General features: G+C 57.0%; 21 protein-coding genes. 10 read left to right on the top strand and 11 right to left on the bottom strand.

Features of this window, described 5'->3' with window-relative positions; all coding sequences use genetic code 11:
- Positions 1-31 precede the first annotated feature (31 nt).
- The 5 genes from ACR0NW_RS07630 (at position 32) to ACR0NW_RS07610 (ending at position 6819) form a co-directional block, all read left to right on the top strand.
- Positions 32-2521, top strand: a complete 2490-nt coding sequence (locus tag ACR0NW_RS07630) for a penicillin-binding protein 1A (protein ID WP_480449853.1) — start codon at positions 32-34, stop codon at positions 2519-2521.
- A 157-nt stretch (positions 2522-2678) separates the two neighbouring features.
- On the top strand, positions 2679-3806 hold the full coding sequence (gene prfB / locus ACR0NW_RS07625; RefSeq protein ID WP_480449852.1) for a peptide chain release factor 2: 1128 nt from the start codon (positions 2679-2681) through the stop codon (positions 3804-3806).
- 24 nt (positions 3807-3830) lie between these two features.
- Positions 3831-4514, top strand: coding sequence for a M50 family metallopeptidase (locus tag ACR0NW_RS07620; protein ID WP_480449851.1), 684 nt, complete (start codon positions 3831-3833; stop codon positions 4512-4514).
- Between the two features lie 110 nt (positions 4515-4624).
- On the top strand, positions 4625-6022 hold the full coding sequence (locus ACR0NW_RS07615; RefSeq protein ID WP_480449850.1) for an amidase: 1398 nt from the start codon (positions 4625-4627) through the stop codon (positions 6020-6022).
- 23 nt (positions 6023-6045) lie between these two features.
- A complete protein-coding gene (locus ACR0NW_RS07610) occupies positions 6046-6819 on the top strand; it encodes a DUF2189 domain-containing protein (RefSeq protein ID WP_480449849.1) in 774 nt (257 codons plus the stop codon).
- A 43-nt stretch (positions 6820-6862) separates the two neighbouring features.
- On the opposite strand, the gene ACR0NW_RS07605 is transcribed toward ACR0NW_RS07610, so the two are convergent.
- The 4 genes from ACR0NW_RS07605 to ACR0NW_RS07590 form a co-directional block, all read right to left on the bottom strand.
- Positions 6863-7081 (bottom strand): hypothetical protein, encoded by a 219-nt coding sequence (locus tag ACR0NW_RS07605; protein ID WP_480449848.1) that lies wholly within the window; start codon positions 7079-7081, stop codon positions 6863-6865.
- The gene (locus ACR0NW_RS07600; protein WP_480449847.1) at positions 7078-8235 is read right to left on the bottom strand and encodes an aromatic ring-hydroxylating oxygenase subunit alpha; all 1158 of its coding nucleotides are present in this window, start codon (positions 8233-8235) and stop codon (positions 7078-7080) included. Before ACR0NW_RS07600 ends, ACR0NW_RS07605 begins: the two co-directional genes overlap by 4 nt.
- A gap of 300 nt (positions 8236-8535) precedes the next feature.
- Positions 8536-9096, bottom strand: coding sequence for an acetolactate synthase small subunit (gene ilvN, locus ACR0NW_RS07595; protein WP_170652027.1), 561 nt, complete (start codon positions 9094-9096; stop codon positions 8536-8538).
- A 68-nt stretch (positions 9097-9164) separates the two neighbouring features.
- The gene (locus ACR0NW_RS07590) at positions 9165-10916 is read right to left on the bottom strand and encodes an acetolactate synthase 3 large subunit (RefSeq protein WP_480449846.1); all 1752 of its coding nucleotides are present in this window, start codon (positions 10914-10916) and stop codon (positions 9165-9167) included.
- A 421-nt stretch (positions 10917-11337) separates the two neighbouring features.
- On the opposite strand from ACR0NW_RS07590, the gene ACR0NW_RS07585 reads away from it, so the two are divergent.
- Complete coding sequence (locus ACR0NW_RS07585) at positions 11338-12183, top strand: HalD/BesD family halogenase (protein ID WP_480449845.1); 846 nt, start codon at positions 11338-11340, stop codon at positions 12181-12183.
- A 79-nt stretch (positions 12184-12262) separates the two neighbouring features.
- On the opposite strand, the gene ACR0NW_RS07580 is transcribed toward ACR0NW_RS07585, so the two are convergent.
- On the bottom strand, positions 12263-12907 hold the full coding sequence (locus ACR0NW_RS07580; RefSeq protein WP_170652033.1) for a response regulator transcription factor: 645 nt from the start codon (positions 12905-12907) through the stop codon (positions 12263-12265).
- Complete coding sequence (locus tag ACR0NW_RS07575) at positions 12907-14340, bottom strand: cache domain-containing protein (protein ID WP_170652035.1); 1434 nt, start codon at positions 14338-14340, stop codon at positions 12907-12909. The genes ACR0NW_RS07580 and ACR0NW_RS07575 overlap by 1 nt, the downstream gene beginning before the upstream one ends.
- 249 nt (positions 14341-14589) lie before the next feature.
- Between ACR0NW_RS07575 and ACR0NW_RS07570 the strand changes: the two genes are divergently transcribed.
- The 3 genes from ACR0NW_RS07570 (at position 14590) to ACR0NW_RS07560 (ending at position 19090) form a co-directional block, all read left to right on the top strand.
- Positions 14590-15672, top strand: coding sequence for a TRAP transporter substrate-binding protein (locus ACR0NW_RS07570; protein ID WP_170652037.1), 1083 nt, complete (start codon positions 14590-14592; stop codon positions 15670-15672).
- A gap of 119 nt (positions 15673-15791) precedes the next feature.
- Positions 15792-16718, top strand: coding sequence for a TRAP transporter small permease subunit (locus tag ACR0NW_RS07565; RefSeq protein ID WP_170652039.1), 927 nt, complete (start codon positions 15792-15794; stop codon positions 16716-16718).
- Between the two features lie 17 nt (positions 16719-16735).
- Entirely contained in the window at positions 16736-19090 is a 2355-nt protein-coding gene (locus tag ACR0NW_RS07560; protein WP_170652041.1) for a TRAP transporter large permease subunit, read from the top strand.
- 136 nt (positions 19091-19226) lie between these two features.
- Here the strand turns inward: ACR0NW_RS07560 and ACR0NW_RS07555 are convergent, their stop codons facing one another.
- From ACR0NW_RS07555 to ACR0NW_RS07535, 5 genes are all read right to left on the bottom strand, one after another.
- A complete protein-coding gene (locus ACR0NW_RS07555) occupies positions 19227-19616 on the bottom strand; it encodes a VOC family protein (protein WP_480449844.1) in 390 nt (129 codons plus the stop codon).
- Between the two features lie 6 nt (positions 19617-19622).
- Entirely contained in the window at positions 19623-20447 is an 825-nt protein-coding gene (locus ACR0NW_RS07550; RefSeq protein WP_480449843.1) for an arginyltransferase, read from the bottom strand.
- A 70-nt stretch (positions 20448-20517) separates the two neighbouring features.
- Entirely contained in the window at positions 20518-20955 is a 438-nt protein-coding gene (locus ACR0NW_RS07545) for an RDD family protein (RefSeq protein WP_480449842.1), read from the bottom strand.
- Between the two features lie 65 nt (positions 20956-21020).
- Positions 21021-21446, bottom strand: coding sequence for a DUF2852 domain-containing protein (locus ACR0NW_RS07540; protein ID WP_170652049.1), 426 nt, complete (start codon positions 21444-21446; stop codon positions 21021-21023).
- 206 nt (positions 21447-21652) lie between these two features.
- Positions 21653-22330: an SOS response-associated peptidase gene (locus ACR0NW_RS07535; RefSeq protein WP_480449841.1), complete on the bottom strand. Its 678-nt coding sequence runs from the start codon at positions 22328-22330 to the stop codon at positions 21653-21655.
- 390 nt (positions 22331-22720) lie between these two features.
- Here ACR0NW_RS07535 and ACR0NW_RS07530 point away from each other — a divergent pair, with 390 nt between their 5' ends.
- A complete protein-coding gene (locus ACR0NW_RS07530) occupies positions 22721-23116 on the top strand; it encodes a DUF4440 domain-containing protein (RefSeq protein WP_480791517.1) in 396 nt (131 codons plus the stop codon).
- The last annotated feature ends 31 nt before the right edge of the window (positions 23117-23147 follow it).

Raw genomic sequence — 23147 nt, 5'->3', positions numbered from 1 at the left:
ATAGGCGGCACCGCGGAAAAAAGGCAGCAACGTGATCCGGTTCATTCTTTCGTTCTTCGGGGCAATTTTCAGCCTCGTGACATTGGGTATTTTTATGGCCGCCCTGACCATCGGGGCGGTGTTCTGGATGTATGGGCGCGACCTTCCCAGCCATGAATCGCTGGCACAGTACAAGCCGCCGACAATCAGCCGGATTTATTCGGGCGAAGGCAATCTGATTGACGAATTTGCGCAGGAACGCCGCCTTTTCACCCCGTCCGAGGAAATTCCGGATCTGGTGAAACAGGCCTTTATTTCAGCTGAGGACAAGAATTTCTATTCCCATCAGGGCTATGACATTCGCGGGATCGTCGCAGCCGGTGTCGAAGCGGTGAAAACCAAGGGCGAAACCGTTCGCGGCGCATCGACCATCACGCAGCAGGTCATGAAGAACTTTCTACTGTCCGGCGACCGTCGGGCCGAGCGCAAGATCAAGGAAATCATCCTTGCGACCCGGCTTGAGGACACGCTGGACAAGGAGCAGATCCTCGAACTCTACATGAACGAAATTTTTCTGGGTCAGAACTCCTATGGGGTAACGGCCGCGGCGCAGACGTATTTCAACAAGACACTGCAAGAATTGGCACCGCATGAGGCCGCCATGTTGGCTGCGATGCCCAAGGCGCCGTCGGATTACCATCCGGTTAGACAGAAAGAGCGGCTGCTGGCCCGTCGAAACTATGTCCTGCGCGAGATGCGCGAGAATGGCTACATTGATCAAGTGACCTATGAGGTCGAGGTTGATATGCCGCTGCGGTCCGTTCAGAACGGCGACTTCGAAAGCTTCCGCACTGCTTTGCCGCCGCGTGACTATTTCACCGACGAAATCCGGCGGCAGTTGAGCGAGGATTTTGGTGAAGGCGAGTTCTTTACCGGCGGTTTCAGCGTGCGCGCCTCAATTGATGAGGAAATGCAAGTGGAAGCCGCGCGTGCATTGCGTGAAGCATTGCAGAAATACGACCGCTCTCGCGGCAGATGGCGCGGTACGGGCGAGGTGATCCCCGAAGAGAAACTGGCCGATGAAACGCAGTGGCGCGAAGCGCTGGCGATCATGGAAATCCCGCGCGATGTGGTTCTTCCGACGCGCTGGTATCCCGCAGTGGTACTGAGCGTTGCCGAACAATCCCTGACCGTGGGGATCGAAGATGGTCCGGCCGATGGCGTAATCCCGCGTTCGGACATCAAATGGATGCAGGGTGATTTCGGTGCCAACTTCAAACGTGGCGACGTAATTCTGGTGGTTGCCGGGGAAGAGGGCCAATGGTCGGCCCGTCAGGTACCAGAGGTACAGGGCGGCTTTGTGGCGATGGACGTGAACTCGGGCCGCGTTCTGTCGATGCAGGGCGGGTTCTCGTATCAGGACACGGTCTTTAACCGCGCGACGCAGGCGCAACGGCAGCCGGGCTCCAGTTTCAAACCGTTTGTCTATGCAGCGGCGTTGGACAGCGGTTATAGCCCGGCAACCATCGTGGTGGATGCTCCGATCGAGGTGAACACCCCACAGGGACTGTGGCGGCCTAAAAACGCATCGAACAAATTCTACGGCCCAACGCCGCTGCGTACCGGGATCGAACGCTCGCGGAACCTGATGACGGTTCGACTGGCGCAGGAGGTCACGATGCCGGTGGTTGCAGGTTACGCCGAAAAGTTCGGTGTCTATGACCATATGGGCGCTTATCTGGCCAACGCGCTTGGGGCCGAGGAAACAACGCTTTATAAGATGGTTGCCGCCTATGCGATGTTTGCCAACGGCGGTGAGCGGGTCGAACCAACGCTGGTAGACCGTATTCAGGACCGGTTCGGCAAGACGATCTATCGCCACGACGACCGCGAATGTGTGGACTGCAACTCGGACCAGATCAGGCCCAATGCCTCGCCGCGTATTGTGGATGACCGCGAGCAGGTGATGGACGCGATCACCGCCTATCAGCTGACGTCGATGATGAAAGGCGTGGTGGATCGGGGCACGGCGGCAAGTGTTGTGAACCTGCCTGTTCCGACGGCTGGCAAGACCGGTACAACCAACGACGCCAAAGACGTCTGGTTTATCGGGTTTACGTCCAACATCGTTGCCGGTTGTTATATCGGATATGACCGTCCCCGTCCGATGGGGCGTGGGGCCTATGGCGGTTCGATGTGTGGACCCGTATTCCAGAGCTTCATGGAAAAGGCGGTCGAGAAATATGGCGGTGGACCGTTTGAGGTGCCGGCGGGTGGCCATTTCATCAAGATCGACCGCATTACTGGCGCCCGACTGCCGGAAGACGCCAGCGGTGAATACGTTGTGGCCGAATATTTCCGCGATGGCGTGGATGCCATATTTGACCGCGTCTACGATGGCGGCTTTGCCATCGGGTCGGAACTGCCGCTGTTCGAAGAGGCGCAGCGCGCCGGGCGGCAGGTCAAGACTTCGACAGGCAAGGTCATCATTATCGGACCGAAGGCAAATCAGGGTGATTTGACCACGGGCGGCGTTTATTGACGAACTGCCGCGCGTGTCATGTACAAATGACTGATTGCGGAACTGCGTGCGTCTGATGACGAAAGACTGAAAGCGCGTATTCGCTTGCCACTCATCTTGTGGTGGGTCGCGCCTCTTGCTATCACGCAGGCCTGATTGAGCAAGTTGGGACGAAACCATGCGCGCCGAAACCCAGAACATCGTGGCGGAAATACAAAAGTCGCTGGAGCTGCTGGCGCAGCGCATGGACTATGAGACCGCGCCGCACCGGTTGGAGGAATTCAACGCGCGTGTCGAAGATCCAAACCTGTGGGACAATCCCGAGAACGCGCAGAAACTTATGCGCGATCGCCAGTTGCTGGTCGATGCCATCGAGACCTATGAGTCCATCAAGACCGACCTCAACGATAATATCGAGTTGATCGAACTGGGCGAAATGGAAGAGGACGAGGAAGTCGTTCAGGACGCCGAGGAGTCGATCAAAAAGCTGCAGGCAAAAGCCGCCAAGAAAGAGCTTGAGGCGCTGCTGGATGGCGAGGCCGACGGCAACGACACCTTCCTTGAAATCAACTCGGGCGCGGGCGGGACTGAAAGCTGCGACTGGGCCTCGATGCTGGCGCGGATGTATGTCCGCTGGGCCGAGAAAAAGGGCTATACGGTCGAATTGCAATCCGAAACGGCCGGTGAAGAGGCAGGCATCAAATCCGCGGCCTACAAGATTTCTGGGCACAACGCCTATGGCTGGCTGAAATCTGAAAGTGGCGTGCACCGTCTGGTGCGGATTTCACCGTTTGATGCGGCGGCCAAGCGGCATACCTCGTTCAGCTCGGTCTGGGTGTACCCTGTTGTTGACGACAACATCGAGATTGAAGTGAATCCGTCGGAAATCCGTGTCGATACCTATCGGTCCTCGGGTGCGGGCGGTCAGCACGTGAACACCACCGACTCGGCGGTACGGATTACCCACATCCCGACCGGGATCGTTGTGACAAGCTCGGAAAAGTCGCAACACCAGAACCGCGATATCGCCATGAAAGCGCTGAAATCACGCCTGTATCAGCAAGAGCTGGATCGCCGCAACGCCGAGATCAACGCAGCGCACGAGGCCAAAGGCGATGCGGGGTGGGGCAACCAGATCCGGTCGTACGTTCTGCAGCCGTATCAGATGGTCAAGGACCTGCGCACCAACTTTGAAACTTCGGATACCAAAGGTGTGCTGGACGGCGATCTGGACGGTTTCATGGCTGCCACGCTGGCCTTGGATGTCGCGGGCAAAAGCCGTTCCGAGGCCCAATCCGAGGGCTAAGGCCGGGTTGGCGGCGCGTTTGAAATGCAAGTTCTCAGGGGCCACTGGCAGCTCATTCTGATCACGGTGCTTGTGTTTGCCTTTTGGAACACGCCTGTCGTGTTGCCGCTGAAGATTCTGGTTGTCTTTTTGCACGAGTTGTCACACGGGCTTGCTGCCATTCTGACGGGTGGTGCGATCGAGGACATTTCGCTGTCGGTTCAGCAGGGTGGCCACGCGATCACACGCGGTGGCAACGCGTTTTTCATTCTGACCGCCGGGTATCTTGGGTCGTTGCTTTTGGGAATGGGGCTGTTGATCGTCGCGCTGCGAACCCGCGCCGACCGTGTTGTGCTTGGCCTGTTCGGAGGTGTCATGCTGCTGGTGACGCTTCTGTACATTCGTGATCCGTTCCCGATGCTCTTCTGCGTGGCTATGGGCGTGTCGATGCTGGCCATGGCGCGTTATCTGGACAGGCGGGTCTGCGACATGGCTCTGCGGGTGATCGGCCTGACCAGCATAATCTACGTTCCCTATGATATTTTCGACGATACCATCCGTCGCCCGGGCATACAGTCGGACGCAAGTATGCTGGCGGACCAGTTCGGTGGCACCACGATGCTGTGGGGTGGTTTGTGGCTGGTGCTGAGTTTCATTGTGATATTTTTTTGCATGAAACGCTGGCTGGGTCGGGACAGCAATCTGCGCTTCAGCGTCAAGCTAAGTTGAGCTGGGCGCTTTGCCTTTGGCAAGCTGGAAAACATACATTAAAACAGTGGGTTTAAATGGCTTGGATGCGCCGCTAGGCTGACCGCACGCAGCCCCGGGAACCTATGCCTATGGATTTGAACACAACTTCCGCCGCTGACCTTCTGGCCGACCTGTCAAACCAGCGTCTGTCAGCGACAAGCCTTATGCGCCAGACGCTTGATCACATCGCGTCGGTCAATGACGGGGTCAATGCCATCGTCGCGCTGCGGGACGAAGGGGAATTGATGGATGAAGCAGCAGCGCTGGATTCGGGCCCGAACAGAGGCGCGCTGCATGGATTGCCGATTGCGGTGAAGGACCTGGTCAACGTTGCTGGGATTGCATCAACGCAAGGGTCTCCGATTTTTCGCGACCACGTCCCGAAATCGGACGATCTGATCGCGGCAAGACTACGCGCTGCCGGTGCAATTCTGATCGGCAAGACGAATGTTCCCGAATTCGGCCTTGGGTCTCACACCTTCAATCCGGTTTATGGCGCAACGGTCAATCCATACGATTCCACCCGGTCATGCGGGGGATCATCGGGCGGGGCGGCAGTCGCGCTGGCAACGGGTATGGTGGCGCTTGCGGATGGTTCCGACATGATGGGCAGCCTGCGCAACCCGGCAGCTTGGAACAACGTTTACGGCTTTCGACCGACCTGGGGACGTGTGCCATCCGAACCCGTCGGTGATACGTTCCTGCATCAGCTTTCGACTCTGGGTCCGATGGCGCGCAGCCCTGCAGATCTGGGCATTCTTCTGGATGTCATGTCCGGCCCGGACCCACGGCAACCGCATACGTTCCACAGCGCGCCAGTGTCGCCCTTGGCCACCCGCGACGTCAAAGGGTTGCGATTGGGCTGGTTGGGTGACTGGGACGGAGCCTTTCCGATGGAAGACGGCGTTCTGGAGACCTGCGAAGCCGCCCTGAAAGTGCTCGAAGACCTGGGTTGCACGGTCGAGGCCGCGGCACCGCCATTCGAGGCCGAACAGATATGGGAAAGCTGGATCACCCTGCGTTCATGGAGCGTCGCGAGTGGTCTGGAGGCTTTGGCCGAGAGGCGCGCCCATCTGAAAGACAGCGCCCAGTGGGAACTGGATCGCGGGCTGGAAATGAGCGCCATGGATGTCCAGCGCGCCAGCGTCATTCGTTCCACCTGGTTCAGGCGGGCCGCGTCCTTGTTCGAGGAATATGATGCGCTGATCCTGCCGGCTGCGCAGGTCTGGCCCTTTGATGCAAAGCTGCCTTTTCCGACCGAGATTTCGGGCAGAGAGATGGATACCTATCACAGGTGGATGCAGGTGATGACTCCGGTCAGCCTTTTGGGGCTGCCCTGTGTTGCGGCGCCTGCGGGGTTTGGCGATGCGGGCCTGCCAATGGGTATTCAGATTTTCGGCAAAAGGGGGGCGGACGCCGATTTGTTGTCGTTGGCTGCAGCATATCACGCCGCAACGGAATGGCCGCAGCAAAGACCGGCGATCTGAGAACGGGGGAGGAAAGAGTGACGATGGAAAAACCATTTGGCGTTCCCAAGCTGAAGCCGGTCGATTTCGACATGCTGCGCGAGGCGTTGGGCAAGGGGTGGCGTGATTTCAAGCGGGCGCCCTTGTTCGGGTTGTTGTTTGCCGGGTTCTACGTTTTGGCGGGTTGGGCAATGGCCTGGATCACCATCCGCACCGGAACAACCTATTGGCTGGTCCTTGCTGCCATCGGATTTCCATTGATCGGACCATTCGCCGCCGTGGGCCTGTACGAAGTGTCGCACAGGCTTGAGCAGGGTGAGCCGCTTGATTTCGGGGCCGTTTTTGGCGTCGTTGTTCAGCAAAGCCGCAGACAGTTGCCATCTATCTGCGCCATCATTGTGGTGATGTTCCTGTTCTGGTTCTTTCTGGGGCACATGATATTTGCCCTGTTCATGGGGCTGTCCACGATGACAAACATATCCTCGTCGCTGGAGGTTTTTCAGACCCTCAATGGCCTTACGATGCTGGCCGTCGGATCGGTGGTGGGGGCGGTTTTTGCCACGCTGCTTTACATGCTTACCGTTCTGTCGATCCCGATGCTGCTGGACCGGGAACTGGATTTCGTAACCGCCATGATCTCAAGCTATGCCTATGTAAGCACCAATGCCAAAGTCATGCTTGTCTGGGGCGTGTTCATCGCCATTTTGACGTTTCTGGCCATGGCGCCGTGGTTTCTGGGGTTGTTTCTTGTTCTGCCCTTGCTAGGGCACGCCAGCTGGCATCTGTACCGCCAGATTACCGATGTGGACGGCGATTAATGCCAACATTAAGCGGGGCACACCGTACACGCGTATGGTGTGCTTACGAAGGAACCTCACGGCCCGTTGCAATCAGGAGCTGGCGCAGGTGTTCAACCTCGGGCGCGCCAGATTCGAGCGCGTAGATATAGGCATGCGTCAGGTAAAAACCCCGCGCAACATCATCGGAAGCCGCGTTTGCGGCTTCCTCGTAAAGCCTGATCAAGGCTGCCTGGTCGGCAGCCTCATGCGCACGTAGCAACCGCGCGTCCAGATCGCTCATTCAGCCGCCTGCGGCGTTCGATGGGTCTGCAGTTTCCCGGCAATCCAATCATGAAACAGGTGCGTCGGTCCGTCCATCACCGGTGAGAACCGGCCGCCATCAAAGCCTGGAGCGGCGCGCCCTCGCTGCATGCCCTCGACCACAAAAACATCTTCTTCAAAGACCAGCTTCCACTGTGCCGAGTTCTTCTGGCGCAGTTCCTCGTCGGTGTCGGCGGTCGCGTAGAATAGGTGAATATGTTCGGAAGTGCGATCCTGTGCCTCGGGAACAAGAATGATCGCAAACGCATGATCGCGATGGACGCCCAGCAGGACATTCGGGAACACCGAGATATATTCGGCGGCAGTGTCCCAATGGTCGCTCAGATTTTCGAAGTCGGGGAACACACTGCCATCTTCGGCTTTCAATTGACGATAGACGAGCGTTCCCTGACCAGAATACAGGCCCCGCTCTTCAATGTGGTAATGATCTTCCAGCCGGGAATAGCTGTTCAGACCGGGATGTACCCAGGGCAGGTGATAGCTTTCGCAGTAGTTCTCCACTGCCAATTTCCAGTTGCAGTTCACGTCCAGCCGAAAGGCGCTTTCCGGACCACCGTGATACAGTGGCTTGTCAAACTCGGCCCAACGCTTGATCAGATGCTCGTTCTCCTGCTCAAATTCCGGTGCACTGCCCGAGATGTTGACCCATACGACCTCGCGCCAGATATGACTGCGCACTTCGATCAGTCCAAGTTCCGAGCGCTTGATGCCCTCATGTGAGTTCTGTCCCGGCCCGCCCACATGCGGTGTCGCGACCAGTTTGCCTTCGGTTGAATAACACCAGCTGTGATACGGACAACGGATTGCACCTTCGATCTTGCGCGGTTCTTCGACCAGTATCATGCCCCTGTGGCGACAGATGTTCTGGAATACCCGCACCTGACCCTGACGATCGCGAAGCAACAACAGGGGAATACCAAGAAATTCAATGGGTTTGGCGTCGCCCGGTTCAGGCACATCCGCTGTCACCGCCAATCCGGCCCAGCCATCTTTTAGCAGAACCTGACATTCCTCGGAATGAACGGCTGCGTCGGTATAGTGTTCATTCGGTAGCCCATGAGCGTTCTCGATTGGCTGCCGGACATCTGACAAACTGGTGGTGCTATCGGACAATGCTCTCTCCTCCATACGAAGGATGCTAGCCACATCTGACAACCCGGCGCTTGGATTTCCGCGACTTTGACATTTCTCACAGCGACAAATTTGTTTGCGGTAATCGAATTGTCCCAAGCTGAGGGGGCACCTTGGTCACGTTTGAATACGCGCGCCAAATGCCGAGTATTTGCCGAAACCAAAAAATAGATGGCGCCACTAATTGGGATTAGCCGCCTAAGCCCAATCATTGCTGCTGAGGCGCCGGGAAGCCGCGCTGGCCCGGCGCCGCAAGGCGGCAGCCGGGCGTGTAATGTTTGGCTATTCGCCGCGCAACAACGCGGCAACGCCAGTGCGTGCGATTTCCACCAATCCAAGAGGGCGCATCAAGTCCGCAAAAGCATCGATTTTGTCTGGTGCACCGGTGATTTCAAAGATGAAGGAATTCAGCGTGCTGTCCACAACATTGGCACGGAATATATCGGCCAGACGCAGCGCCTCGACCCGTTTGTCTCCTGCGCCGACAACCTTGATAATGGCCAGTTCGCGTTCGACCGAAGGGCCTTCAACGGTCAGGTCATGTACGTCATGGACGGTTACAATCCGACCCAGCTGGGCCTTGATTTGTTCGATAACCTGCGGTGTGCCCTTGGTGACAATGGTGATCCGGCTGAGGTGGCCGGTATGGTCAACCTCGGCCACGGTCAGGCTTTCGATGTTGTAACCGCGGCCGGAAAACAGGCCGATTACACGGGCCAGAACGCCCGGTTCGTTTTCTACCAGAACGGCAATCGTGTGCTGTTCCTGCACATCGGAAAACGTTGGACGTAGGTTATAGGCGGAATGGCGGGTGGAGCCTTTTTTGATATGTAGGGCAGACATTTATGTCCCTTTCATCATCCTGAGAGTGTCGGGCGCATCGGGCGCCCGACAAAATTCGTCGAATTTTGTTAAACCAGAACCGCGCCGCCGGACTGAATCACGCCCTGCGTTTCGGCCTCGCCCAGAAGCATCTCGTTATGGGCTTTGCCTGACGGGATCATCGGGAAGCAGTTTTCATGCTTTTCAACCAGACAGTCGAAAATGACCGGACCGTCATAGTTGATCATTTCCATGATGGCGTCGTCCAGATCAGCCGGATCGCTGATGCAGATACCCTTGGCGCCAAACGCTTCGGCGAGTTTAACGAAATCCGGCAAGGCTTCGGACCATGAATGCGAATAGCGCTCGCCATGCAGCAGTTCCTGCCACTGGCGCACCATGCCAAGGCGTTCGTTGTTCAGAATGAACTGCTTCACGGGCAGGCGGTACTGAACGGCGGTGCCCATTTCCTGCATGTTCATCAACCACGAAGCTTCACCAGCGACGTTGATCACCAGCGCATCCGGATGTGCCATTTGCACACCGATCGAAGCCGGGAACCCATAGCCCATGGTGCCCAATCCGCCCGACGTCATCCAGCGGTTCGGATCCTCGAAACCAAGAAACTGCGCCGCCCACATCTGATGCTGCCCAACCTCGGTCGTGACATAGCGGTCATGACCTTTGGTCAGCTCTTCCAGCCGCTGCAAGGCATATTGCGGTTTGATGGACTTTTCGCTGTTGGTGTAGGCAAGGCAGTTCACCTTGCGCCAGTCCGCGATCTGCGCCTGCCATTCCTTAACGCTGGTCGCGTCGGTCTTGCGTCCGCGCGATTTCCAGACCTTCAGAATGTCCTCAAGCACATGTGCAACGTCGCCGACAATCGGGATATCCACACGGATCACCTTGTTGAGCGAGGACGGATCGATGTCGATATGCGCCTTCTTCGAGTTGGGTGAAAAGGCGTCGATCCGGCCGGTAATCCGGTCGTCGAAACGGGCGCCGACGTTGATCAGCAAATCGCAATCGTGCATCGCCATATTGGCCTCATACAGGCCATGCATTCCCAGCATACCAAGCCAGTTTTCGCCCGATGCCGGATATGCTCCAAGCCCCATCAGGGTTGATGTGACCGGAAAACCGGTTGAGTCTACAAGCTCGCACAGAAGCTGGCTGGCGGCCTTGCCCGAATTGATCACGCCGCCACCTGTGTAGAACACGGGCTTCTTTGCCGTTTCCATGGCCGCGACAAGTTCGGTGATCTCTTCCAGGTCACCTTTGACGACTGGTTGGTAGTGCGAAACCGACGGCTTCGGAGAGGAGTATTCGCCGGTCGCGAACTGTACATCCTTGGGGATGTCGATCAGAACCGGGCCGGGTCGACCTGCGGTTGCCACGTGGAAAGCCTCGTGAAGCGTCTCGGCCAGAGAGTCGGTGTCCTTAACCAGCCAGTTGTGCTTGGTGCAGGGGCGGGTAATGCCAACGGTGTCCGCCTCCTGAAAGGCGTCGGACCCGATCATGAATGTCGGAACCTGACCGGTCAGAACCACGATCGGGATCGAATCCATCAACGCGTCGGTCAATCCGGTCACCGCATTCGTCGCGCCGGGGCCGGATGTCACAAGCGCCACGCCGGGTTTGCCGGTTGAGCGGGCATAACCTTCGGCTGCGTGTACCGCACCCTGTTCGTGGCGCACCAGAATGTGACGGATGTCGTTTTGCAGAAAGATCTCATCATAGATCGGCAGCACGGCGCCACCGGGATACCCGAATACCGTGTCCACGCCCTGATCCTTGAGGGCCTGAACCACCATCTTTGCGCCGGTCATCTCACGTGTCATCTGCTTTGCTCCGTTCGCGACATGTGTCTTGCATTCAGCATAAAAAAAAGCCCCCGATTTTTCGGAGGCGCATGGGTTCGATTATGGTTCACCGTCACCGGCCCATGCGCGAGGTTCCTACGATTACGACTAGCGTGTTCATCGCCAGAGGCTCCTTTTTGCTGGAGGGGACATTATGAGCGGGGGCAGGGGGCGTCAACCGTCAATCGTGTAAATTTCCTGTCTGGAGCGGTGGATTTTGCGACATTTTATTGCGCAGATTGCCGCATGCTGGGAATATCCGGGAAATGACCCCTCGTAAATTTGATCCGGGAATGCCGCGATGGTTCAAAACCGTCAGCGCAATGTCCGAAATTGACCTGAAGTTACCGCTCACACAGTTCACGCTGATCCGAGATTGGTTGAATATGGAGTGCGGATTATGATGCAGGACCTTATTGATTTGGGGCGTTATCCAATCGACAGGCTAGGTTCGCCGGCCTATGTCAGGCTGATCGCTGACCTGAGACGCGAACTGGAAGATGATGGTTGTGCTGTATTGCCCGGTTTCGTGCATGAAACAGGTGTCGGGCAGCTAGTCAAAGAAGCCGACGCTGTCGCGTCCAAGGCGCATCGATCTTTCAACCGGACCAATGCATATTTCAGCAAGGATAATCCATCGCTGGCGCCATCCCATCCGGTGCGCCAGTTCTTTGACCGTTCAAATGCTTTTGTTCCCGCAGACAATTTCCCGAAATCCAGCCCGTTGCGGCGAATCTATGAATACGAAGGCTTTATGCCGTTCATCCGCACCGCGCTGGATGAGCCCGAAAACCGGTTCTTTCGATATGATGACCCGTTGGCGGATGTCATTATCAATGTCGTAGAAGAGGGGCAGGGGTTTCCGTGGCATTTTGATACCAACAACTTCACCGTGACACTGGCGATCCAAAACGGAGAGGAGGGGGGAGAGTTCGAATATGCCTCAAACCTGCGCAGTTCCGAGGACGAGAATTTCCCTGGGGTGACCTCGATCCTGCAGGGAAACATGGCAAAGGTGCGCCAGCTGACCCTGAATCCCGGCGATCTGCAGATTTTCAAGGGCCGCTACGCGCTGCACCGGGTCAAGCCGGTTTCCGGCGCCCAAAAGCGGTATGTTGGTATTTTCTCGTTTGTTGAGACGGAAGGCATGTGTGGCGGGGTCGAGAGGACCAAGCAGCTTTATGGTCGCGTGCTGCCCCATCATTATGAGCGTGAAGGGTTGCGCGGAGATCAACTGTTGGATTGAGCCGCGTCAGCCCGTCACTGATCGTTGCTGTGAAGTGCAGGCGAAGGTGTCGCTGTTGATTGCCAAACGAATGGGCGGGTCAGAATCCAACGCCTGTTCCCTGAAGCATTCCGTGCTCCATCGCATAGCGGGTCAGACCGGCCGTCGAAGAAATGCCCAGCTTCCGCTTGATGTTCTTGCGATGGGTTTCGACGGTACGCACCGAGATATCGAGTGCATTCGCCACTTCCTTGTTGGATTTGCCCTGTGCCAGTTGCAGCAGGATCGTCTGTTCGCGGCCCGTCAATGCCTCGCGTGTGCTGTCGCCTTTGGGTTCAAGTGAGCCGCTGGCCCCGGTGCACAGGTACCGCTCGCCCTGCATCACTGCATCAATGGCCTGTTTGATTTCCTCGGTAGGAACGTCCTTGAGAACATAACCTTTGGCGCCATGGCTGAGCGCGGTCGAGATATATTCGGGACTGTCGTGCATCGACAAAATCAGGATGCGCGTGTCGGGCAGGCGTTCAAGGATGATCTCGGTCGCGCTAAGGCCGCCAAGGCCGGGCATGTTCAGATCCATCAGGATGACGTCCGGGCGCAGCGCCTCGACCTGATCCACCGCTTCCTGACCGGTGCCAAGGGTTCCGACGACCCGGATGTCATCATAGCTTTCCAGTATCGACTGAATACCCTCGGCCACCATCGGGTGGTCATCAACGATAAGGACACGAACCGTATCGGACATCATGAACCGGCCTTTCCTTTGGGTGTGGCATCTTCCTGCGGCGGCAGAAGGCGGCTTAGCGGCAGGCTGGCCTCGATTACCGTACCACTTTGCGCGCCGCGTGATGACAGAATGCGCAGCGATCCGTCAAGCTGTTCGATCCTTTCCTGCATGTTTCGCAGGCCGATCCCCGGAGTGATTTCTCCCAGCCTGCGGCGTAACCCGCGGCCGTTATCGGTGATCCGCATGGTTGCGCCCCTTTTGTGGCCGCGCAGATCGATCGTGACACGGGTGGCGCCAGAGTGACGTTCGATATTCGTCAGCGCTTCTTGTGCAATGCGGTAGAGCGCAATCTTGGCGTCCTGATCCAGCCGGTTGCGGAATACGACGGTAGTGAATTCGGTTTCGATCCCGGTGCGTTCGCGAAAATCGTCGGTCAGCGCCTTCAACGCAGGACCCAGTCCCAGATCGTCCAGAACGCCGGGACGCAGGTCGCGGCTAATGCGGCGCACCTCGGTGATGGCCGAGCCCAGATTGTCGATCCCCTTGTCGAGAGGGTCACGCGCACCACCATCGTCCCCGCGCTGTAGTCTGCGGCGGGCATTGTCCAGCGCATAGCGTACGCCAACCAGAATCTGGCTGATGCCGTCATGCAATTCACGGGCAACGCGGCCCCGTTCTTCTTCCTGCGCATCAAATACGCGCTGGGTCAGTTCCTTGAGTTTGGCGTCGGCCAGTCTGCGCTCGCGGAAATTCAATAGCATTCCCGAAACGAACACGATCAGAAGCGCGGCCAGAACGATGCCGCCGATATAAAGGAACGTGCGCCGCACCCGCGCCTCGACCTCGGCGCGGGCATTAGCCACGGTGGCCACGATGTCGTCGATGAAAACGCCTGTCCCTACGGCCCATCGCCAATCCTGCAACCCCACCACATAGGCAATCATCATCGCCTCGTCCCCGGTCGAGGGCTTTTGCCACATGAAGCTGTGCCAGCCTGCGCCTTGCCGTGCCAGACGAAGAAACTCATCCACGACCGGTGTACCGTTGCTGTCGGTCAAACCTTCCCAGTTGCGGTTGATGAATTCGGTCTGGCGGGGGCTGACAAGGTTGGTGCCGTCATAGTCGTAGACAAAAAAGAACCCGTCCTTGCCATAGATCATCGCCGAAAGGATTTGCGTGACAAGGTTCTTGGCGATCTCATCATCCGGCGCGGCGCGACCATAGATATAGGCAAACCCATTGCGTGCCTGGGTCACATAGTTTCGCAATTCTTCTTTCTTGGCTTCGATCAGCCTGCGTTCCAGCGCCTTGATTTCGCGGTCAGCAGTGGCGCGGGCTTCGTAGGTCACCATCACAGCGATGGCAGCCACCGCAGCCACCAGCGGAATCGCAGCCACAAGCGACAGCTTCTGGGCGTATGTGAGTGAAATCATATCGCGGAGTGGACGCATGTCCGAATCGTTACGCAAGCCGGGGCGAAATTGCAAAAGGAATAGATCACGGCGACCATTCCGCGTGAGTGTTGCATCGTAAGTCCGGGAAAAATGGACATGGTTCATTCGTTTCTGTCAAAAAACCGATCCGTCTACGCAGTACTTGGTATTCACATTCACGACTCCGTCATTAGGCTGGCGCGCACTGGAAACGACTGACCCGGAGCACATCCGGGCAATAGAATTGTGTAGGGGAGGATCACTCACATGGATCGTCGTTCATTTTTGAAAACATCCGCAATCGGCGGCTCGGCTGCTGCGGCGACCTCGCTGGCCGCTCCGGCGTATGCGCAGGGTAAGCGCACGCTGACCATGGTTACGTCCTGGGGTCGTGGTCTGGCCGGGGTGTTCGACAGCGCGCAGCGTTGCGCCGACAGCATCACCACCATGTCGGACGGCAACCTGACCGTTGATATCAAGGCTGCAGGCGAACTGGTTGGCGCGTTTGAAGTGTTTGACGCGGTGTCGTCGGGCCAAGCGGATATGTATCACGCGGCCGACTACTACTTTGTTGGTCAGCACCCGGGCTATGCCTTCTTCACCGCTGTTCCGTTCGGCATGACCGCGCAGGAAATGGTCAACTGGTACTATCATGCCGGTGGTGCAGAACTGCATGATGAACTGGGTCAGATCTTTGGCCTGAAATCATTCCTGGCCGGTAACACCGGTGCGCAGGCTGGCGGCTGGTACTCGAAAGAGATCAATGGCCCCGAAGACTTCAACGGCCTGAAGTTCCGTATGCCGGGTCTGGGCGGCAAGGCACTGGGCAAACTGGGCGCGTCGGTTCAGAACATTCCGGGTTCGGAAGTGTATCAGGCGTTGTCGTCCGGCGCGATCGACGGAACCGAGTGGATCGGTCCGTGGGCCGACGAAAAAGCAGGCTTCCAGGAAATCACCAAGACCTACTACACCGCTGGCTTCCACGAGCCGGGTGCAGGTCTGTCGCTGGCGACCAACCGCGAAGTATTCGAAAGCCTGACACCTGCTCAGCAGAAGATCATCGAGATCGCGGCTGGCGAATGCCACCAGTGGAACCTGGCACAGTTCCTGGCCAACAACGGTGCAGCCCTGCAGCGTCTACAGGCGGGCGGCGTCAAGGTTCTGGAATTCCCGGACAGCGTCTGGGATGCGTTCGGCAAGGCCAGCCAGGAAGTTCTGGACGAGAACATGGGCGACGAGCTGTTCAAGAAGATCAACGACAGCGCCATGGAATCGATGGCCGCGTCGTCTGCTTGGCTGAACATGTCGTCGGGTGTTTATACCGGACAGCGCGACCGCGTTCGCGGCTGATCGCCGATCTTGTAGCACTTTGGTTCCCCCGCAACCGCGGGGGAGCTTTTCCTGTTGCACATGCACGGATTGGAAAAGTCCGCTAACATAAGCATAGCAACTGACGAACCGGGGACAAAATGCAGGACGATAACGGTATCTCCTTCTTCGGCGCCCTATGGAACGGACTGATCTGGTTCGTTCAGAACATCGCCGAGGCCTTCTATAATTTCGGATACGCCATCACGCATCCGCAGCTCTGGCTGAACTGGTCGGACAAAGAGGCGATCATGCGCTTTGTCTACTATGGCGGATCTGTCGAGTTCTTCTTTGTGGTCTTCACCCTGTTTCTGGTTCTGACGGCCATCGGCCTGTACTATCGGAATTTCATGTGGGGCATGGTCCGCGGGCTGGAAGGATTTGCCAACACCACCGGCCGCTTTTTCGCATGGGCGGGCCTGTTGATGGTGATCCAGCAAATCGTCATCGTTTTCATGCAGCGTGTTTTTGCCCGGCCCGATATGGCATTTGGTCTGGGTATTCCGTTCCAAATGGACATCAGCTGGTATGCCGAAGAACTGAAGCTGTACAATGCCATGGTCGTTTGCCTGTGCGTCACCTACACCTTTGTTCAGGGCGGCCATGTTCGCGTCGACCTGATCTATGCGGGGCTCAGCCACCGGGGCAAACGGGTGGTCGACATGCTGGGGTCGGTGTTCTTCATGATGCCCATGGCTGTGCTGACATGGATGTACGGTTGGTACTTCATGTGGCGGCACCTGATTGTGCCGAAACCATCCGCAAGCGATACCCTGGACCGGCTGGTTATGAAGTCCCGCGCGTTGCGCTGGAACGTCGAAACCATCGGGTTCAGCCCCAACGGCTTTAATGGCTACTTCCTGTTCAAGATACTGCTGGTGGCGTTCGCCGGCATGGTGTTCCTGCACGCAATTGCGTTCCTGTACCGGTCGTATCTGGAATATGTGGAAGGGCCCGAAAGTGCCGGTAAATACCTCGACAAGGATAGCCTTGGCGAGGGCGAAGAAGCCTATGAAGGCGCACATTAAGGACGGAGACCAAGACAATGCTATTCGGACTTGATGGCGTCGAAATCGGCCTCATTATCGTATTTTTCTGCCTTTTCGGCGGTATCCTATCCGGGTTCCCGGTGGCTTTCGCCATCGGCGGTGCCGGGATCATCTCGTTCGGGATTATCGCTGCACTGGACAGCGCCGGGCTGCTTATACATCAGGCGATAGACACGAGTTCGCAGGCCTATCGGGATGTTGTGAATTCGGGCGTCAAACCAGATGTCATATCCGTGTTCCGATACCCGGATTTGCCAAGAATAGCCGAACCGGTATTCGTGTCGGGATGGGAAACCGCGCTGGACCGCAACGTATCGTTCATCGTGAACCGTATGAACGAACGGGTGCTGGCAGGGCAATCCATCGAGACACTTTTGGCGGTTCTGATGTTTGTTCTGATGGGCATCACGTTGGAACGGTCCAAGATCGCCAATGATCTGCTGACGACAATGGCGCGTGTATTTGGCCCGCTGCCGGGCGGTTTGGCCGTTTCCATTGTGGTCGTGGGCGCGTTCCTTGCGGCATCGACCGGCATCGTGGGCGCGACCGTTGTCACGATGGGTCTGTTGGCCCTGCCGACGATGTTGCGCAACAACTATTCACCGGAACTGGCAACCGGGGTCATTGCCGCGTCAGGTACGCTGGGGCAGATCATTCCACCGTCCATCGTTATCGTTCTGCTGGGGACGCTGGCAGGCGATCTGTATTCGACGGCGCAGGAAACCCGCGCGGTCGAGGCGGGATGTTCGGATGCGCTGACCTATCTGGGTGAGCCTGCGGTTGTGTCCGTGGGTACGCTGTTTCAGGCCGCGCTGCTGCCGGGCATCATGCTGGCACTGCTTTATGCGCTTTACGCCTTTGGCTATGCGATGCTGAACCCGGAAAAAGCACCGGCAGTTGCCATGTCCGGCGGCAGTGGTGAGCCGATCACCCGCGCCGAAGGGCTGACATGGTTGCTGGCTGCACCCGTGGGCCTGATCGTTGGCGCAGTTCTGATGGGCAGTGTCGGTCTGATCGGCAGTCAGGATGTCTCGGTTTCGGGGTTCTCGGACATTTCCGAAGGGGCATCCCTGCGCACGAACGTATCCGCTGAATGTCAGGCGTCCATGATCGAACTGCACGGTCAGTCGGCCTGGGATCAGGCCGTGGCCGAGCAGGAACAGATCGACGCGGCGGGCGGAGTGTCGCAATCGCAGAGACTGAGCGAGGAAGAAATCACGGCAGCCCGTGAGGCAAAAATTGCCGGAGCCGCACCGATTGGCACAGGCGTTGCCGTCTTCGTCGTATTGCTTGGTCTGACGCTTGTTCTCGGCCGTGGCATCGCCCCTTCGCGTTCACCGCAACCGCTTATCTTGGGCGGTATCGGATTGTTGCTGGTCCTGCTGGCCGACATTCTGCTGGTGACACCGCTGACATCCTCGGGTGCTACGTTCGTTATTCTGGCGTTGCCTGCCCTGCTTGCGCTTTATGGCTGCAGGGAAGCCGCAGCCCGTTGTGCAACGAATGATCTGATCCGTGTCGTCTTTCCGCCACTGGTCCTGATCATTGCCGTTCTGGGGTCGATCCTGGGCGGTATCACCAATCCGACGCCTGCAGCGGCGCTTGGGGCAGGTGGGGCCATCATGCTGGCAGCGTATCGCAAGCTTCAGGATCAGGGGCGTTCGGGCAAGGTCATCATCTGGTCTACATTCGCCATCATCATCTGCTTGCTGATCGGGGTGAACTTTGACCTGCGGATCAATCAGGGCGGCGTCACGGTCGAAACGTGGATCGCGTTCGTACTGGCCTATGCCACATATCTGTACGCTTTGTTCGGGCTGATCTTCGGGTGCTGGGTGCTGTTTGCAAGTGGTGTTCTGACGCCGGTCGTACGTGAAACCGCCAAGGTCACGTCGATGGTCTTTACCATTCTGATCGGGTCGCAGCTGCTGAACCTTGTGGTGATCTCTTTCGGGGGAGAGCACTATATCCAGCAATTCCTGAAGAGCTTTGACAATGAGTTCACGGTTTTCCTGATCGTGATGCTCGTGCTTTTTGTCCTTGGCTTCGTGCTGGATTTCCTCGAGATCATCTATATCGTCATCCCGATTGTGGGACCGGTCATCTATGGCGGGTCGTTTGATCCGAAATGGGTGACGATCATGGTTGCGGTGAACCTGCAGACTTCGTTCCTGACACCACCGTTCGGGTTTGCGCTGTTCTATCTGCGCGGTGTGGCACCCAAAGAGGTCACGACCGGGCATATCTATCGAGGGATCATTCCTTTCGTGATCATTCAGGTGGTCGGGATCGCGATCCTGTGGTTGTTCCCGACAATCGTGACGATCGTTCCCGAGTTGATTCCGAACTGATCTGGGATCGCTGATATCAAATTGAAAAGGGGGCCAGATGGCCCCCTTTTTTTTCGTTTGGGCGCGAAGGGGCGCTGCCCCTTCTTGGCCTGATGGCCAATTCATCCCCGGGATATTTTGGGCGAAAGGAAGAGTTTCAGGCGAACTGGATCAAATCCCAACGGTTACCGAAAGGGTCGCGCCAGACTGCGACCGTACCGTAGGGCTCGTGGCGCGGTTCCTCCTCGAAATGAACACCTTTGGCCAGCATCGTAGAGTGATCGCGGGCGAAATCGTCAGTGGACAGGAAAAAACCTACGCGCCCTCCGGTTTGATTTCCGATGGCTGCCTGCTGATCAGCCCCGTCAGCCAGTGCCAGGATCAACGAGCCATTGCTTGATCCCGGCGGTGTCACGCGGACCCAGCGTTTGCCGCCGCCAAGGTCCAGATCCTGATCCAGTGAGAAATTCAGTGTCCCGACATAGAACGAGATCGCGTCGTCATAGTCCGGCACTACCAGAGTGACGGCGTAAAGGCTTTGCTGCATGCGGGATCAGCCTTTGGTTGGATGTCTGTCAGGGAGTTGTATGTTGGCGACCTGCTCGGCAATAGGTGCCGTCGAGAGCGGGTGGCTGGAGGTGCGGGAAAACCTTTCGGGATTCGGGACGCTTTGCCAGGCGTTGTTCATATAAACTTCAAGCCCGGCGAACTTTGCCTTGTAACCCATCTTTGGGCTGCCGGGCACCCAGTAGCCCAAATAGACGTACGGCAGCCCGGCTTCGCGGGCGATGTCGATGTGGTCCAGGATCATGTAGGTGCCGAGTGAATTCTGCGGCTGTAGCGGGTCGTAGAAGGAGTAGACCATGCTGAGGCCGTCCTCGAGTACATCGGTCAGACTGACGGCGATCAGGTCGCCGGTTCGGGTGTCGGAATACTCCACGACGCGGCTGCGGATTGGTGTTTCTTCGATCATTGCAGCGAACTCGAACACGTCCATATCCGCCATTCCGCCGTCAGCGTGGCGGACATCTAGATAGCGACGGAACAATTCGAACTGATCATCGGTGGCCCAAGGCGATGTTGCGCGCCGTTCCAGATATGCGTTGCGTCTGGCTGCGCGTTTCTGGCTTTTGGTGGGGCGGAATTTGGACACGTCAATCCGGGCGGACAGGCACGCCGCGCAATCTGCGCAGGACGGGCGGTAGAGAACATTCTGAGATCGTCGAAACCCTTGTTGCGACAAAGAGTTGTTCAGTCGTTCCGCACCTTCGCCCTGTAGTGCCGTGAACAGCTTTCTTTCCATCCGGCCCTCAAGATAGGGGCAGGGCTGTGGGGCCGTCACATAGAATTGTGGCGCTATTGGCAGCGTGTGTCGCATGCAGATCCCGTGTTTCCTGTCAGGATGATAACAACGGTTTCGGGACCCGCCAAGTGATTCACATGCCGGTTCAGGCTATAGCGCGTTGATTTAACATGACGGTACCAAGGAAGGCGTCTGTCAGCCCCTGGCATCGCGCGCTTGTCATCATCATGATCACCGAGACCACCTGAATGACGGGAAACGCCATGCTGATAAAATACCCGGCAGTGTGAGCGATGGCCTTGCCGGTGTCCATGCGAGCGCCAAAGGCGTCGCGGAGTTCGATCCCCATGAACCGCATACCAAGCGTTGCCGAGCCATTGGCAATGGTAACAACGCGATAGGTGAAACTAACAACCATATAGATGAGGGCTACGAAAAACAGGCCCAGCCCTACGGTCATGATGACGGCCACCACGCAGAGCAATGAGATGAACGCGACATCGAAAATCCAGGCGAAGAAGCGTTTGAACGCGACAGACTGGTAGAATTCGGGCTGGCGATCGGGGTCGGGCAAATGCCTCATGTCAGATAGTCCGGTTCTGTATTTGGGAAATGCCCTGCACCGGGGCGGGGCAGGGCGACTGTTTATCAGGCGTCGTCTTTGCGCTCACCTTCATCTTCGTGGTTCGCACGCGCGCGCTCTTCCATGAATTCGTCGAATTCGGCCTTGTCCTTGGCTTCACGCAGACGGCGCAGGAACGCTTCGAACTCCTGTTGTTCGCGCTCGAGCCGGGCCAGAGTATCCGACTTGTAGGCGTCAAATGCGCTGTTGCCGGATGGCTTCATGGCGCTCATGTGGCTTTGCCAGGATTTGCGGCGGCTGCAGGACTTGCTGAACATACGTTTGCTCCAGATCATATAGGCAAGAAGGGCCAGACCGACGGGCCAGAAGAATACAAAGCCGAGGACCATCGCGGCGATCCATGCGCCTTTGCCCTTGCTGTCAAGCCAGGCTTCGGAACGATAAAGCCATCCCGGATTTGCAGGAGTGGCAGGTTCGGACAGTGCGGTCATTGGGTTTCTCCAGGTTGATGTAAATGCCTTTCACATTGATCTAGATGGGGCGCGTGGTTTCAGGTTGCAAGGGGTAATGTGAAAAAGATTTACATTGTGGAATGGCGCAGCTTTGACCAGAGCTGGCAGGGATCGGGTGCATTTTTGCCGGAAGTAGCGCTGGGGCTTCTTTCAAAACCTGATACCGATGTTTGCAGCCAGCCAGTTCAGAATTCGAATTTAGTCTGAACAGGTGGCGTATATTGTTCCAGCAATTCCTGGCCTTCCGCACCCGATTTGATCGGCTTTACAGTATGATACTCGAACCGGCCTTCGTATTTCGTTCCAAGTGTTTCCTGCGCTTCCGTTGGGGTTGTGACGCCTTTTAGCCAATTTTCTATCTCTTCGGGCGTCAAAATGACCGGCATCCGGCTGTGGATGTGAGCGATCTGAGAACTGGGCTTGCGGGTCATAATGCTGCAACTGTGGCTACCGTCCTTTGTCCGATAGAATCCCGCAAAGAACATCGTAGGGGAATTGCGCTTTACTGTTACGAACACAGGGCAATCGTGGCCCTGATCCTTTGGCCATTCATAATAACCAATTGCAGGGATGAGGCAGCGACCGTTGTCCCAGTAGTCACGCCAAAATTCAACGTTCTCGATTTTGGAATTGATCAGGGGCTTCTTGCTACGAGGGTCTCTGATTTGCCAGCGGGCCGATGTAAGCTCGGCGCTATTGCCATCCCAGCGGACCATACTGACCTGATTGGTGGGCGAAACATTGTATCCTCCTGAAGGAGGGGGATTGGGCAGATGAGGAGAGATTTTCCCGTCCAGAAAATACTCCAAAATCGCCAGCATTTCGCGCTGTGTCAGGTGTCCGGCTGCATACTTTCCACACATGAACAAAGCCTATGCAGATTGGGGTGGTTGAACAAGAAGCAGGCAGAATATTAACAGACAAATGGATCGCACTTTGGCGTTTTACCGCGCTGGCAGGACAGACACTCAAGCCATCCCATATAGCGTTGTCTCCAAAGAGACGGCGCGAGGTCTTCAAGCAACCTCTGCTGTAGTTTCCTCAATGATCTGTTTGTCCCGGGATTTGCATTGTTCGGGCCTATAGATATTCCGATATTCCCGATAACGCCGGTTTAAAGGCCATTTGAAACGCAATAGGTTGAATGAGGCTAGAATCGCAGGAGTTTCCGTTGAAACCTTATCGTAAACACCCGCCTGCGTGCTTCCTACATCATCCGGCCTGTTCAGGGTTACTGTAACAATAGGTGTCAAATGACAATGGATATCAGTGACTACAAAACCGCCCCGTCAAACGACGAAATCCTCAAGCTTGAAAAGCGGGTGTGGAGGGCGCTGGTCGAAGGGGATGCGACCACCGATCGTGCCTTGCTTAGCCCTGATTTTCTGGGTGTCTACCCCAGCGGGTTCGCCAACAGGGACGAACATGTAGGGCAGTTTGCCGACGCGCCTACAATGGCCGAATTCCGGTTAAGCGAGACAAAACTGAGGGTCCTGTCGGCAGACGCCGTACTTTTGTCTTACCGGGCGGACTATCTACGTCCGGGTGCCAGTGAGTGGGAAACCATGCTCATTTCCTCGCTTTGGGAACGACGCGGAGAGCATTGGCTGAATACCTTCAGTCAGGATACGCCCGTTACCGAAGGATGACAGGTTTGCCCCATTGACGTTGCAGTCTGGC

It is taken from the genome of Ruegeria sp. CF5 (assembly GCF_056537325.1).
The sequence above is the reverse complement of the archived record's forward strand: the minus strand, read 5'-3'. Positions and strand labels throughout refer to the sequence as shown.

Coding starts and splice junctions, on each gene's coding strand:
- prfB (WP_480449852.1), top strand. CDS start 2,679: ATGCGCGCCGAAACCCAGAACATCGTGGCGGAAATACAAAAGTCGCTG.
- ACR0NW_RS07620 (WP_480449851.1), top strand. CDS start 3,831: ATGCAAGTTCTCAGGGGCCACTGGCAGCTCATTCTGATCACGGTGCTT.
- ACR0NW_RS07615 (WP_480449850.1), top strand. CDS start 4,625: ATGGATTTGAACACAACTTCCGCCGCTGACCTTCTGGCCGACCTGTCA.
- ACR0NW_RS07610 (WP_480449849.1), top strand. CDS start 6,046: ATGGAAAAACCATTTGGCGTTCCCAAGCTGAAGCCGGTCGATTTCGAC.
- ACR0NW_RS07605 (WP_480449848.1), bottom strand. CDS start 7,081: ATGAGCGATCTGGACGCGCGGTTGCTACGTGCGCATGAGGCTGCCGAC.
- ilvN (WP_170652027.1), bottom strand. CDS start 9,096: ATGTCTGCCCTACATATCAAAAAAGGCTCCACCCGCCATTCCGCCTAT.
- ACR0NW_RS07590 (WP_480449846.1), bottom strand. CDS start 10,916: ATGACACGTGAGATGACCGGCGCAAAGATGGTGGTTCAGGCCCTCAAG.
- ACR0NW_RS07585 (WP_480449845.1), top strand. CDS start 11,338: ATGATGCAGGACCTTATTGATTTGGGGCGTTATCCAATCGACAGGCTA.
- ACR0NW_RS07580 (WP_170652033.1), bottom strand. CDS start 12,907: ATGTCCGATACGGTTCGTGTCCTTATCGTTGATGACCACCCGATGGTG.
- ACR0NW_RS07575 (WP_170652035.1), bottom strand. CDS start 14,340: ATGCGTCCACTCCGCGATATGATTTCACTCACATACGCCCAGAAGCTG.
- ACR0NW_RS07570 (WP_170652037.1), top strand. CDS start 14,590: ATGGATCGTCGTTCATTTTTGAAAACATCCGCAATCGGCGGCTCGGCT.
- ACR0NW_RS07565 (WP_170652039.1), top strand. CDS start 15,792: ATGCAGGACGATAACGGTATCTCCTTCTTCGGCGCCCTATGGAACGGA.
- ACR0NW_RS07560 (WP_170652041.1), top strand. CDS start 16,736: ATGCTATTCGGACTTGATGGCGTCGAAATCGGCCTCATTATCGTATTT.
- ACR0NW_RS07555 (WP_480449844.1), bottom strand. CDS start 19,616: ATGCAGCAAAGCCTTTACGCCGTCACTCTGGTAGTGCCGGACTATGAC.
- ACR0NW_RS07550 (WP_480449843.1), bottom strand. CDS start 20,447: ATGCGACACACGCTGCCAATAGCGCCACAATTCTATGTGACGGCCCCA.
- ACR0NW_RS07545 (WP_480449842.1), bottom strand. CDS start 20,955: ATGAGGCATTTGCCCGACCCCGATCGCCAGCCCGAATTCTACCAGTCT.
- ACR0NW_RS07540 (WP_170652049.1), bottom strand. CDS start 21,446: ATGACCGCACTGTCCGAACCTGCCACTCCTGCAAATCCGGGATGGCTT.
- ACR0NW_RS07535 (WP_480449841.1), bottom strand. CDS start 22,330: ATGTGTGGAAAGTATGCAGCCGGACACCTGACACAGCGCGAAATGCTG.
- ACR0NW_RS07530 (WP_480791517.1), top strand. CDS start 22,721: ATGACAATGGATATCAGTGACTACAAAACCGCCCCGTCAAACGACGAA.